Annotated in this window: 7 protein-coding genes; 5 read left to right on the top strand and 2 right to left on the bottom strand. The window is 63.7% G+C overall.

What is annotated here, in order from left to right; translation table 11 throughout:
• The first annotated feature begins 151 nt into the window (after positions 1-151).
• From pdhA to gpmA, 5 genes are all read left to right on the top strand, one after another.
• Positions 152-1237 (top strand): pyruvate dehydrogenase (acetyl-transferring) E1 component subunit alpha, encoded by a 1086-nt coding sequence (gene pdhA / locus HNQ60_RS24465; protein ID WP_184335402.1) that lies wholly within the window; start codon positions 152-154, stop codon positions 1235-1237.
• Positions 1238-1249: 12 nt separating this feature from the next.
• Positions 1250-2224, top strand: coding sequence for an alpha-ketoacid dehydrogenase subunit beta (locus tag HNQ60_RS24470; RefSeq protein WP_184335403.1), 975 nt, complete (start codon positions 1250-1252; stop codon positions 2222-2224).
• A complete protein-coding gene (locus HNQ60_RS24475; protein ID WP_184335404.1) occupies positions 2221-3402 on the top strand; it encodes a dihydrolipoamide acetyltransferase family protein in 1182 nt (393 codons plus the stop codon). Before HNQ60_RS24470 ends, HNQ60_RS24475 begins: the two co-directional genes overlap by 4 nt.
• Before the next feature lie 121 nt (positions 3403-3523).
• The gene (locus HNQ60_RS24480; RefSeq protein ID WP_184335405.1) at positions 3524-8350 is read left to right on the top strand and encodes an NAD-glutamate dehydrogenase; all 4827 of its coding nucleotides are present in this window, start codon (positions 3524-3526) and stop codon (positions 8348-8350) included.
• Between the two features lie 177 nt (positions 8351-8527).
• The gene (gene gpmA, locus HNQ60_RS24485) at positions 8528-9280 is read left to right on the top strand and encodes a 2,3-diphosphoglycerate-dependent phosphoglycerate mutase (protein ID WP_184335406.1); all 753 of its coding nucleotides are present in this window, start codon (positions 8528-8530) and stop codon (positions 9278-9280) included.
• A 115-nt stretch (positions 9281-9395) separates the two neighbouring features.
• Here the strand turns inward: gpmA and HNQ60_RS24490 are convergent, their stop codons facing one another.
• Complete coding sequence (locus HNQ60_RS24490; protein WP_184335407.1) at positions 9396-12110, bottom strand: helix-turn-helix transcriptional regulator; 2715 nt, start codon at positions 12108-12110, stop codon at positions 9396-9398.
• 115 nt (positions 12111-12225) lie between these two features.
• Positions 12226-13551: a sensor histidine kinase gene (locus HNQ60_RS24495; RefSeq protein WP_246433840.1), complete on the bottom strand. Its 1326-nt coding sequence runs from the start codon at positions 13549-13551 to the stop codon at positions 12226-12228.
• Positions 13552-13612 lie beyond the last annotated feature (61 nt).

Genomic DNA, 13612 nt, shown 5'->3' on the forward strand with positions numbered 1-13612 from the left:
GTCTGCGAAGCACTTCGCAGACTGCAGCGGAGACTCGAAGATAGCCACGCTGCCGGCGACGTTCCGGCTCGCCACCTTCTCCACCGGATAAACCCCAGTCGACTTGGCTATAATCTCGCGGCTTCGACTTGGCCTTGAAGGAGAGCGCCGGGTGAGAACGGTGGCGGAGTTCCGGATTGAGTACCTGCAGTACCTCGACGCGCAGGGCAATGTCACGGGCGAGTTGCCGGCGTTTGCAGCCGACAATGCCGAACTGCTGAAGATGTACGCGGCCATGCTGCGTGCACGCACCTTCGACGCCAAAGCTATCAATCTTCAGCGCACGGGCAAGCTCGGCACCTATGCACCCTGCCTGGGGCAGGAAGCGACGCACGTCGGCGTCGGCGCCGCGATGCGCCCCGAGGACTGCCTGTCCATCGTCTACCGTGAGATCGGTACCCTCTTCTGGCGCGGCGTGCGCATGACCGACGTGCTGCTCTACTGGGGCGGCGATGAGCGCGGCAATGACTTCCACGGCCCAGCGCACGATTTCCCCTGGTGTGTTCCGATTGCGACGCAGACGTTGCACGCCGCTGGCGCCGCGATGGCATTCAAGGTCCGCAAGGAACCGCGCTGTGCCCTCGCCTACATCGGCGACGGCGGCACTTCCGAAGGTTCCTTTTACGAGGCGATCAATCTCGCCGGCGCTCGCCAGTTGCCCGTCGTGTTCATGATCGTCAACAACAAGTGGGCGATCTCGGTACCGATCGAAGAGCAGACGGCAGCCGAGACACTCGCGCAGAAGGCCATCGCGGCCGGTATTCCCGGCGTCCAGGTCGATGGCAATGATGTGATCGCAGTACGCGACTGCGTCGACCGCGCGCTCGCGAAGGCGCGAAGCGGCGGCGGCCCGACCGTGATCGAGGCAATGAGCTATCGCCTGAGCGATCACACGACGGCGGACGACGCGTCGCGCTATCGCGCCGAGAGCGAAGTCGCGGCCGCGTGGGAACACGAGCCCATGATCCGGCTGCGCAAGCTTCTCGTTGCGCGCGGTGCACTGGATGAAGCACGCGAGCAGGCGCTGAAGGCGCAGTTCGCACAAGAAGTCGAAGCAGCGGTGCAGGAATATCTCGCGACATCGAAGCAATCGACGGACGCGATGTTCGATCACCTGTTCGCCAATCCACCTCCTTATATAGAAGCGCAGAAAGAGATGGCGCGACGCTATGCCGGTACAGGCCGGCCTTCGCACTAGGCCGATTCGTCCATGCCAAGAATAACGATGATCGAAGCCATTGCGATGGCGCAGGCGTGGGAGCTCGCGCACGACCCAAGCGTGGTCGTGCTCGGCGAAGACGTCGGCCGCAGCGGCGGCGTGTTCCGCGCGACGGCTGGATTGATGGAACGCTTCGGCAGCGATCGCGTGCAGGACACGCCGCTCGCGGAGAACATGATTGCCGGCATGTGCGTCGGCATGGCAGCGCAGGGACTCAAACCCGTCGCCGAAATCCAGTTCATGGGTTTCGTCTACCCGGCGATCGATCAGATCGTGAATCACATGAGCCGTCTGCGTCATCGCACGCGCGGCCGCATGAGCTGCCCGGTCGTGATGCGCATGCCTCATGGCGGCGGCATTCACGCACCGGAACATCACTCCGAAGCGGTCGAGTCGATGCTGGCCCATGTTCCCGGCATCCGTGTTGTGTGCCCCTCCTCTCCCGCGCGTGCTTATGGACTGTTGCTGGCGGCAATCCGCGAACCGGATCCCGTCGTGTTCCTCGAACCGACCCGCATCTACCGGTACGTCAAACAGGACATCGCCGATGATGGCGCCGCATTGCCCCTCGACGTCTGCTATGTGCTGCGCGAAGGCGAAGACGTGACGATCGTGACCTGGGGCGCGATGACGGTGGATGTACTGCAGGCAGCGGAGCAGCTCGCTGCTCGAGGCATCAGTGCCGAAGTCATCGATCTCGCCACGATCAGCCCGATCGATTCAGAGACAATCCTCGAATCCGTCGCGAGAACTGGCCGGCTCGTGATCGTTCACGAAGCGGCACGCAACTGCGCCGTCGGGGCGGAAGTCGCGGCGATCGTCGCCGAGCATGGCTTGTTCGACCTGGTCGCACCGATCAAGCGCGTCACCGGCTACGACACCGTCGTACCGCTGTACCGGCTCGAGAACGAATTCATTCCGAGCGTTGTCCGCATCGTCGATGCGGTGAAAGAAGTGATCGAATGAACCAGCACACTTTCAATCTCCCCGATCTCGGCGAAGGTCTTCCGGAAGCGGAAATCGTTTCCTGGCATGTGAAGGAAGGCGATCAGGTCCAGCTCGATCAGCCGATGCTGTCCGTCGAAACGGCGAAGGCAGTCGTCGAAGTACCGAGCCCCTACTCCGGCAAGATCGTGCGTCTCCATGCGAAAGTCGGCGACACCGTGAAGACGGGCAAGCCGCTCGTCGAATTCGACCTCCCCGCAGGTTCCGGCCCGTCACCCGTCACCGGTCACTCACCGGCCGCGGGCCAGGGAATGGTCGTCGGCCATATGGCCTCCAGCGATCAGGAATTCGTCGACCGCGCCATCGTGCGTCGCTCGCGGGGCGCTGCCGCTCCCGGACGTGTGCGCGCAGCGCCCGCCGTCCGGATGCTCGCGAAGCGACTTGGCATCGATCTCAACACGTGCAAGGCAACCGGCCGTCACGGCCTGATCAGCGTCGACGACGTACTCGCTCGCGCGAACGTCTCAGGTGGCGCTTCGAGCGCGCCCGTCGTACCGGGTCTCACAGACGCGGATCGTCTTCGCGGGGCACGCAAAGCCATGTCCGCCAGCATGTCGCTTTCGCGAGACCAGATCGCGATGTGCACGATCTTCGACGACGCCGATATCCAGTCGTGGCACGGTCGCGCGGACATCACCGTTCGCGTCATCCGCGCCATCGCTGCGGGTGTGCGCTCCGAGCCCGGCTTGAATGCCTTGTTCGATCCGTCGGGTCCGTCGCGAAAGATCATGGCACAGCTGCATCTGGCCATCGCGGTGGACACTGCGGATGGCCTCATCGTGCCGGTGTTGCGCGATGTCGCCTCGCAGACGCCGGAGCAATTGCGCGCGGCGCTCAACGATCTCAAGGAGCGCACGCACAACCGTACGGTCGCTCCGGATCAGATGCGCGACTACACCTTCACGCTGTCGAATTTCGGAACCATGGCGGGACGCTATGCAACGCCGCTCGTGGTGCCGCCGACAGTCGCCATCCTGGGTTCGGGCCGATTGCAGCGCGACGTCGTCGCCGGCGAGACCGGTCCGGAGATCCATACGCGGCTGCCGCTGTCCCTGACCTTCGATCATCGATGCATCACCGGAGGCGAGGCCTGCCGTTTCCTTGGGGCAGTGATCGCCGATCTGCAGTCGCCCGGCTGACCGCGCCGGGCCGTTCCGGGCAGGATGCCCGGTACCTGGATTCTGCGAGGGATGACTACGAATTGCGGCGGTTCGCACCTGCTCGACATCATCGTTCAACTCCAACTACTCCCCTACTTCCATGCACGGCACTATTCCCGCTGCCCGAAAGAAGCTCATCGAACAGATTGCCGCATCGGCGCGGCGTCTCCAGAAGCGATCCGACCGCGTCAGCGCGCCGGATTTCGTCCGTCAGTACTACCGCGGCGTCGCCGAAGAGGACCTCGCGCAGTACGAGAAGTCCGCCCTGGCGGCCGTGGCGCTCGGACAACTGCGCTTCGCATCGACCCGGCGGCGCGACCGCGCAGCGGTTCGGGTCTTCAATGCCGACCAGGCCCGCGACGGCTGGTCATCGACGCACACGATCGTCGAAGTCGTCGTGGAGGACATGCCCTTCCTGGTCGATTCGATCGGGATGGTGCTCAGCCAGGCCGGCCTCACGATCCAGCTGATGATTCACCCGATCATCGACGTTCGCCGCGACGCCGGCGGACGGCTGACAGACGTCGATGACGGCTCCACGACCGAGGGCAAGTTCAAGCGGGAGTCGTGGCAGCACATCGAGATCGATCGCATTGCCGATCCCCGCCGGCTCGAGGAGCTCGAACAGAAGCTTCATCGCATCATCGAAGACGTACGCTTCGCCGTCCTGGACTGGAAGGCGATGCTCCAGAAGGCGCTCGAAATCGCGAAGGACATCGACACGCTCTCGACACCGGTGCCTGCCAACGAAGCACGCGAAGTCGCCGCCCTGCTCGAGTGGATGGAGGCGAATCACTTCACGTTCCTGGGGTACCGGGAATACAAGCTCCAGCGCGGCCGCAGCGAAGACACGCTGGTCCCGCTGCCCGAAACCGGCCTCGGCATCCTGCGCCAGCGCCGCAACCAGAAGCTGACGCCGACGACCCTGACCGGACATCTGCGGGATCACGCCCGCGAGCGCGACCTGCTGACGATCACGAAGGCGAACTCGGTGTCGACCGTGCATCGCGCTTCCTATCTCGACTACATCGGCATCAAGACCTTCGACAAGTCGGGCAAGGTCACGGGCGAACGTCGCTTCCTCGGCCTTTTTACTTCGACCGTCTACAGCCGCAGTCCGCGCGAAATTCCGCTGCTGCGCCACAAGATCGAACGCGTGATCGAACACTTCGGCCTCGATCCTGCAAGCCACGACGGCAAGGCCGTCATGCATGTGGTGGAAACTTATCCTCGCGACGAACTGTTCCAGGCCAGCGTCGCCGACCTGATCCGCATCGTCCGCGGCATCGTGAATCTGTACGAACGCCATCGCGTTCGCGTGTTCATGCGCCGGGATGCATTCGACCGGTTCTACTCCGGCATGATCTTCGTACCGCGCGACCGCTACAGCACGCAGGTTCGTAACAAGATCGAAGCCCTCGTCCGTGAGCGATTGCAGGCGACCGGGATCGAATCGCAGGTCCAGCTCTCCGAATCCGCGCTGGCCCGCGTGCATATGATCGTGCGTCTGCCGCCGGACGGGGGACCGCGCGTCGATGTCGATGCGCTCGAACAGCAGATCGCCGCCGCCGTGCGCACCTGGGACGACCAGCTCCGCGAAGCGCTCGCAGCCCGCCACGGCGAGATCGATGGCTTCGCACTCGCGGATCGACTCGAAAGCGCCTTCCCCGCGGCCTACGAGGAAGACGTCAACGCCGAAACCGCGGTGGCCGACGTCACGCAGATCAATGAAGTTCTGAGCGATGGCGATCGCATCGCGATGCGGCTGGTTCCGGGCGAGGGCACCACGATTCACCTGCGGCTCTTCCGTTCAGCGGCGCCCATTCCGCTCTCGAAGGCACTGCCGATTCTCGAGAATCTCGGACTGACGGTGCTGAGCGAGCGGCCCTATCGCATCGCGCCCGCGCGCAATCGCGAAATCTGGCTGCAGGATTTCCAGATGCAGAGCCGCGACGGTCGCAAGATCGATCCCGCAGCGTTGGGCACGCGGTTCACGGATGCGTTCATCGCAACGTGGAGCGACCAGGCGGAGAACGACGGTTTCAACCGTCTCATCGTGGCAGCCAATCTGACCTGGCGTCAGGCGATGATCCTGCGCGCGTACTGCCGCTACCTCCTCCAGGCCGGCATCACGTTCAGCCAGGCGTACATGGAGCGTGTGCTCGCTTCGAACTCGACGATTGCCTCGACGCTGTCATCGATCTTCGAGACGCAGTTCGATCCGGAACATCCCGCGGCGCGTCGCAATGCCGATCTGTCGCGCCTGCAGAAGCAGCTCGCCAAACAGCTCGACAAGGTCACGAGCCTCGACGAAGACAGAATCCTGCGACGGTTCGCAAACGCCATTGCGGCCACGCTGCGGACGAATCACTACCAGTTCGATACGGCGAACCCGCAAGCGAAGACGCACAAATCGTATGTATCGTTCAAGCTCGATCCACGCAGCATCGCCGACCTGCCGCAGCCGCGGCCCGCGTTCGAAATCTTCGTCTATTCACCGCGCGTCGAAGGCGTGCACCTGCGAATGGGCGCCGTAGCACGCGGCGGCTTGCGCTGGTCGGATCGACGCGAGGACTTCCGCACGGAAGTCCTGGGCCTGATGAAGGCACAGAACGTAAAGAACACGCTGATCGTGCCGGTCGGCGCGAAAGGCGGCTTCGTACCGAAGCGCCTGCCCGCGAATGCGAGCCGCGAGGACACGCAGCGTGAAGGCGTCGAGTGCTATCGCACGTTCATCCGTGCGCTTCTCGATGTGACGGACAACATCGTCGATGGCAAGGTCGCGCCGCCGCCGCGCGTCGTGCGTCGTGATCCGGACGACACGTATCTCGTCGTCGCCGCCGACAAGGGAACGGCAACGTTTTCCGACATCGCCAACCGCATCTCGGCCGAATACAACTTCTGGCTCGGCGATGCATTCGCTTCCGGCGGTTCCGCGGGCTACGACCACAAGAAGATGGGCATCACCGCGCGTGGCGCCTGGGAGTGCGTAAAGCGTCACTTCCGCGAGATCGGCATCGACACGCAATCCTATGGCTTCACGGTGGCCGGCATCGGCGACATGGCGGGCGACGTGTTCGGCAACGGCATGCTCCAGTCGCACCACATCCGGCTCGTCGCGGCCTTCAACCACCAGCACATCTTCCTCGACCCGAATCCGAACCCCGCGACCACGTTTGCAGAGCGCAAGCGGCTGTTCGAGCTGCCGCGTTCGACGTGGGAAGACTACGACCGCAAGCTGCTGTCGGCAGGCGGCGGCATCTACCCGCGCAGCGCAAAGTCGATCCGCATTTCGACACCCGCGCAGACGATGCTCGGGCTCGATCGTGACACGCTCACTCCGCAGGAATTGATCCGCGCCATCCTGTGCATGCAGGTGGATCTGCTGTGGAACGGCGGTATCGGCACGTATGTGAAGTCCGCCGACGAAACAAACCTCGATGTCGGCGACCGCGCGAACGACGCAGTTCGCGTCAACGGCAAGGACCTGCGCTGTAAAGTGATCGGCGAAGGCGGCAACCTCGGCCTTTCGCAACGCGGTCGCGTCGAGTACGCCCTGAACGGTGGGCGCCTCAACACCGACTTCGTCGACAACTCCGCGGGCGTCGACTGCTCGGACCACGAGGTGAACATCAAGATCCTGCTCAACTCGCTGCCGAAGCGCGCCGGGCTCACGCTCGCGAAGCGCAACAAGCTGCTCGCCGCGATGACCGACGAAGTCGCCCACCTCGTGCTGCGGGACAACTATCTGCAGAGCCAGGCGCTGTCGATGATGCAGGCACGTGCCTCGAAGGACCTGCTGGAGCATGTGCACACGATCCGCTCGCTGGAGCTGCAAGGTCTTCTCGACCGGGGCCTCGAGTTCCTGCCGATGGCGGAGGAAATCGAAGACCGCCGCAAAGCGAAACGTGGACTGACGCGCCCGGAACTCGCCATCGTGATTGCGTACGCAAAGATGGCGCTCTACACGCGCCTGATCGACTCGGACGTTCCCGAAGACCCGTATCTCGGCAACGAGCTCGACCGCTACTTCCCGGCGAAAATGCAGCAACGCCTGGGCAAGTACCTCAACCAGCATCGCCTGCGCCGCGAGATCATCGCGACTGCGACGACCAACAGCATGGTCAATCGCATGGGCGCTAGCTTCGCCCGTCGCGCACAGGAGGACACCGGTACGAGCGCCGCTTCCGTCGTCCGCGCTTATGCAATTGCACGCGAGTCCTTCGGCATGCGCTCGACCTGGAGCGCGATCGAAACGCTCGATGCGAAGATCGATGCGAAGACGCAGTACGAGATGATGTTCGAGACGACGCGCCTGCTGCGCTTCTGCACGTACTGGCTGCTCCATCGGCATCCGAACGCGCTCGACATCGAGCAGCAGGTCGGACGTCTGCGAGCCGGGCTCGCGAAGCTCGACGACGCGCTGCCCAAAGTCCTGTCAGGTGCTGACCTGCACAGCTTCCACACCCAGCACGAGGCCTACCGCGGCGCGAAGGTGCCGGAAGGTCTTGCGAAGCGCATGGCGAGCCTGGCGGCGCTGCGCTCGGGCCCCGACCTGGTCGATATCTCGGAACAAACCGGCGTCGCGATCGAATCCGCCGCGACCGTGTACTTCCGGCTCGGCACCGCCCTGTCCCTCGACTGGGTGCGCGAACAGATCGAGAAGCTCGGCGTCGAAGGTCACTGGCAGGCAGTCGCCCGCTCGACCCTGCGCGACAACATCTACGATCTGCAACGCAAGCTCTGCCTGCAGGTCCTCGGCAAGTCGTCGAAGGCACCCGCGGGCCTGGTCGATTCGTGGCTCGCAAAGAACGAGTCCGCCATCGCCCACGTTCGCAGCACGGTCAACGACATGCGGGCCCTGGCGCAGATGGATTTCGCGACGCTTTCGGTGGCACTGCAGGCGGTCAGGGCGATTGCGGAATAGCAGCGGTTAGCGGTTGGCGGTTGGCGGTTGGTTCGGACCCGGACAATCAGCCGGGCCGAACCCGATTGGGCCGCGCCGCTTGCTCATCTGGTATAAAGCCGCAGTGAGAGCGGATCCACTCCGGTCGTCCGCTTTCCGAATTCTGAACTAACCGCCAACCGCTAACCGCTTCTCCTTATGCCTGGAAAACTCGTTCTCGTCCGTCACGGACAAAGCACCTGGAATCTCGAAAATCTGTTCACGGGGTGGGTCGATGTCGACCTGACCGATCAGGGACGTGGCGAGGCGCGCGAAGCAGGAAGGCTGCTCAAGGCCGAAGGTTTCGAGTTCGATCTCGTGTTCACTTCAGTGCTGAAGCGAGCGATCCGCACCATGTGGATCATCCTCGATGAGATGGATCTCATGTGGTTGCCAGTCGAGCGCAGCTGGCGGCTCAATGAGCGTCATTACGGCGCTCTGCAGGGTCTGAACAAGGCGCAGACAGTCGAAAAGCATGGCGCGGACCAGGTGAAGATCTGGCGCCGCAGCTATGACATCCCTCCTCCTGCCCTGACGCTCGACGACAAGCGCCATCCGCGGTTCGAACGCCGTTATGCGAGCCTGAAGCCCGAAGAACTTCCCGCGACCGAGTCGCTGAAGACGACACTCGATCGCGTGCTGCCCTACTGGAACACGCGGCTTGCTCCCGAGCTCAAAGCGGGCCGCAACGTGCTCGTGGTCGCGCATGGCAACAGCCTGCGTGCACTCGTGAAGATGCTCGACAACATGTCGAACGAGGAGATCATCGAGTTCAACATCCCGACGGGGGTGCCGATCCACTACGAACTCGACAACAACCTGAAGCCCGTGTCGCGTCGCTTCCTCGGCGATCCCGAGGCGATCAAGGCCGCGGCGGAAGCCGTTGCGCGGCAGACGGAAGGGAAGAAGTAGCGAAGAGCAAGATGAGGATTTTCCACGGGGAACCACGGGGAAATCAGGCTCATGCAAGCCGCGGATGCGCTCATTTCGGAAGGGGAGATCTTCTCTTCTCCTCAGACACCACGCGTCACGTGTGACGCCGGAACAGATCCGCCGCCTGGCCGCGAGAGTCGCAGTCCAGCTTGTCCAGGATGTTGGCGATGTGCCGCTTGACGGTATGAAGGCTCAGGGACAGGGAACGCGCGATGTGCTTGTTGCTCGCGCCAGCGGCTACTTCCGCAAGCACTTCCAGTTCGCGCTCTGAAAGTATCGCCAGCAGGCCCTTCTTTTCCGTCGGCTCGAGCGTCGGTGAATCGTTCCAGCGGCCGAGCGTCTCGATGAGCACGGCATGCTCCGGTGAGCGCTTCTGCACAGGCGGAACGAGATCGAGCAACGCATCGACCACGGCGCGCGACTCGACGAGCAGCAGTCCGACGGCGGTCTCGCGAATCACTTCGTCATAGGCCGGCTCGAAGATCGACCAGGCCTCGGCCTTGCGGCCCTGCATCGCCACGGCATACGCAAGATTGATGCGCGCGTCCGAGTAGATCATCGGCATGCGGCATTGATCGTATGTCGTGAGTGCTTCGCGCAGCGCGACTTCTGCCCGGCGCCAATCCTTGTCGAACATCGCATCGAGCCCACGCACCGTGGCTGCGGCACTGGCGGTGAATGGCCATTCACCTGGCATCGGTGCCGCCGTCAGGTAAGGCAGCACCTGGCGGAATGCGGCGACGTCACCTCGCACCCAGCACGCGCGACCGAGGGCATGGCGATAGGCACGCAGCCACACGACGCTGTGACCGACCAGCTCGGCGATCTGCAGTCCTTTGATGTGCATGTGCATCTTTTCGATCGCGCGCTCGTAGTCACCGAGCACCATGTCGGTGATCGAGCGGATCTGCCCCAGCCGCTCGATCGCGAGCCTGACGCCACCAAACTGATGCTGCACGATTTCGGCCTGCGAAAGCGCTTCGAGCAACTCGGCGCGACGGCCGCGCCACAGGTGTGCCCACGCACCGATCGTCAGCGCAGAGATATGCCAGGGCAGCGAGGCCGTGCCGCGAATCTGCTTGAACGCCGTGAAGAAACGCTCGAAAACGCCAGCGATGCCCGGCATGCCGATGAGCACGCAGTGGATGCGATCGGCAGTCGCGGCACAGATGGTCGCGGGCTCGGCCTCGACCAGTTCGATGTACTGGCGCTTGTAGTTCGCCACCGCGCCAAGATCGCCCGCAGGCGTCGCGCACCAGGCCTGCTGCAAGGCAAGCTCGGCCTTACCCAGCGTATCGAGCGGCAGCGCTGCGGCCTGCTCGATGCGATGGCGGGCTTCCTCGCGAGCACCCGATGAGTTCAGCGCGTCAATGAGATGAAATACCGCCGTGACGCGTTCCGAAGTGTGTTCCGGTGCCGTGAGCCCTTCCACGGCGGGCGTCAGTTCCTTTCTCGCCCGCGGCCAATCCCAGCGGAACCAGGCGCACGTGCCGCGCAGGTACGAAATCACCGGGTTGCCTGCGCGGACGTCTTCGGGGATCGCGTCGATCCAGCGTTCGACGGTCGCGAGGCCGCCATGAGCGAGCCGCTCGTTCGCGGCCTCGGCGATACGCTCCATCGCCTCGTCCCATCGTCGCGCTACCAGCAGGTGGTAGATCGCACGTGATCGCGTGCGCTCGACCTTCGCGGTCAGCTCGTGCAGTTCGCGCTTCAGATCCGGATTGCGTCGCGCGAGCTCGGCTTCGAGGAACTCGCGGAACAGATCGTGGAAACGCAGCACCGGCGTCATCTCGTCGATCGCCGTGAGGAACAGGTTGCGCCGATACAGCGATTCCAGCACCTGCCGCGCGTCGGTGCGCCCCGTAAGGACCGAGCAAAGATGCGGGCTCAGTTCGATGAGGATCGAGCTGCGCAGAACGAAGTCCTGGAGGTCCGCGGGCAGTTCGTCCAGCACTTCCTGCGCGAGATACGCGAAGAGATGCCGATTCGAGTCCGCGCTGTCCCCCTTCGACAAAGCACCGGCGGCCGCGGCACCAGCGCGCGATTGCAGCATCAGCAGCAATCCCGCCGCCCATCCTTGAGTGCGCTGCATCGCTTCCTGCACGGCGCTTGCGTCGAGGGTGTTACCGAACTTCGCCAGCGCGAGTGCGGTCGCATCCTCCGGCGTGAACTGCAGGTCAGCGGGCGTGAACGAACCCAATTCGCCGTAGGCGCGCCATCGCGCGAGCGACAGCGGCGGTTCGACGCGCGTGCCGATCACGATCGTGACGTGATCCGGCAGACGCTCGATCAGCGAATCGAGCAGTTCGTAGCTTTCAGTCTTCTCGATGCGATGCAGGTCGTCGAGCACCAGCACGATGCGCCTTGCGACACTCGTGCACAGCGCATTCACCAATGCCGCGAGCGCGGCGCGCATCTGCGGACGCGATCCCGCCACGCTGTCGACGAGCGAATGCGGATCGACGTCCCATGTGAGCTCGAGAGGTTCGAGGGCCTGGATCAGCGCGGAGAACAATCGATTCGTGTCGTTGTCGTCCGAGTCGATCGTCAGCCACAGCGTCGTGGTCTCGGGCGGCGGATCGGACACCCACTGCGCGAGCAACGTCGTCTTGCCGGAACCGCCAGGCGCACAGACGAGCGTGACTGGATTCTCGTCGATCGATCGTGACAGCCGATCGAGCAACGCCGTGCGCGTCAGCACATCGCGGCGAACGCGAGGCGCACGAAACTTCGTGAGTGCGACCAGGTTCCACTGACCGGTCACTCCCAGGGTATCGACGGTTTCGGCGTTTTCGGCGCTGGCGGCCATGACAAACAGCTGAGGAATAATTGTTTGGCTGTATTGTCAGTCAGGACATTCGATCACTGCAATCGCGGGCCGAACCCGGATTGTCGCGTTTGTGTAAAGACCTCCGGCAGTCGGCTTAATCTTTTCCCTCAGTCTGCTCGATCGTCGGGATCCAGAGCGTCACGACCAGCCCTCCATCGGGCCGATTCGCGAGCGAGAGGCGACCGCCATGCGCCTCGACAACTTCCCGACAAATTGTCAGACCCAGCCCCGCGCCAGAGGGTTTGGTTGAATAGAACGGCAACAACGCGCCGCGTAACACCTCGTCGGTCATGCCGGTCCCACGGTCCAGCACCTGCACGCGCCAGCCGCCCGCATGCTCCTGGACCTCGACGTCGATGCTCTCGGGCGGTGCGCCCGCCTCCTTCGCGTTCTTCACGAGATTGATGAGGACCTGTTCCATCTGGGTCGGATCGAACACCGCTGTCCGGGCCGGCGGCGGAGCACCGAGGCGAAAGTGCGAGGTGTCCTGCAGGGAGCGCAGGAACGCGGACCAATCCACTTCCTCCGGTCGGGGGCGGGGCAACTTCGCGAAGCGTGCATAGCCGTCGATGAACGAGTGCAGGTGCTTCGCCCGCTCTTCGATGGTGCGGAACACACGTTCGAGCTGGGCCGGCTCCGGGCGTACCGCGAGCTGCCGTCCGGAATGGGCGAGCGACGAAATCGGTGCGAGCGAATTGTTGAGCTCGTGGGCAATGACCCGGATCACTTTCTTCCAGGTCTCGACTTCCTGTCGCGACAGTTCGCGCGTCAGCTGCTTCAACAGGAACAGGCGATGCATCTGGCTGTTGAGCAGGAAGCCGCGCTTCGACAGGTGATAGATCTCGGATTCGCCGTCGTTATCGATGGTGAACAGGGTGTCACCCTCGCTGGCGACAGCCTGCCGCAGCGGCTCGGGCGCCGACGTCAGCAGTTCGGTAAACGACAACCCTTCGAGCTTGCGACCGCCGAGGAAGGTCTGGCGCGCAGCGACGTTGCTGTAGACGACGCGGTCGGCAGCGTTGGTAAGCACCATCGACAGCGGCGTCGCCTGGATTACCGTGTCGAGCAGGAGCTCGCGCTGGTACAGACCCTGGCGCTCCGAACGGAGCAAGGCGCCAAGGCCGTTGTAACTCTCGACCAGGTCCGTGAGCTCGCCGTGCGCCGGGGGCGTGATGCTCACGCTGAAATCGCGATCCCTCATGCTGACGATGCCATCGCTGATCGCCTGCACCGTTCGCGTGATGGGATAGGTGAGCAGGCGGGCAGCGAACATGCTCAGGGGCGCGCCGATGAGGAGCGCGACGCCGGCAGCGATCCATAGGGATCCGAGCCACATGAACATTACGGTGAAGGCCGCCAGCACCGCGGTGGCCAGGACTACGAACAGGAGTGCGAATCTGCCTTCGAGAGAGAACTGCATGGAGGGCGGAGACACCGACGAGGTCAGGACGTTGGGGCCATCATAGCGGCCCTCCGTCATT

The organism is Povalibacter uvarum (genome assembly GCF_014202975.1).
Taxonomy (GTDB): domain Bacteria; phylum Pseudomonadota; class Gammaproteobacteria; order Steroidobacterales; family Steroidobacteraceae; genus Steroidobacter; species Steroidobacter uvarum.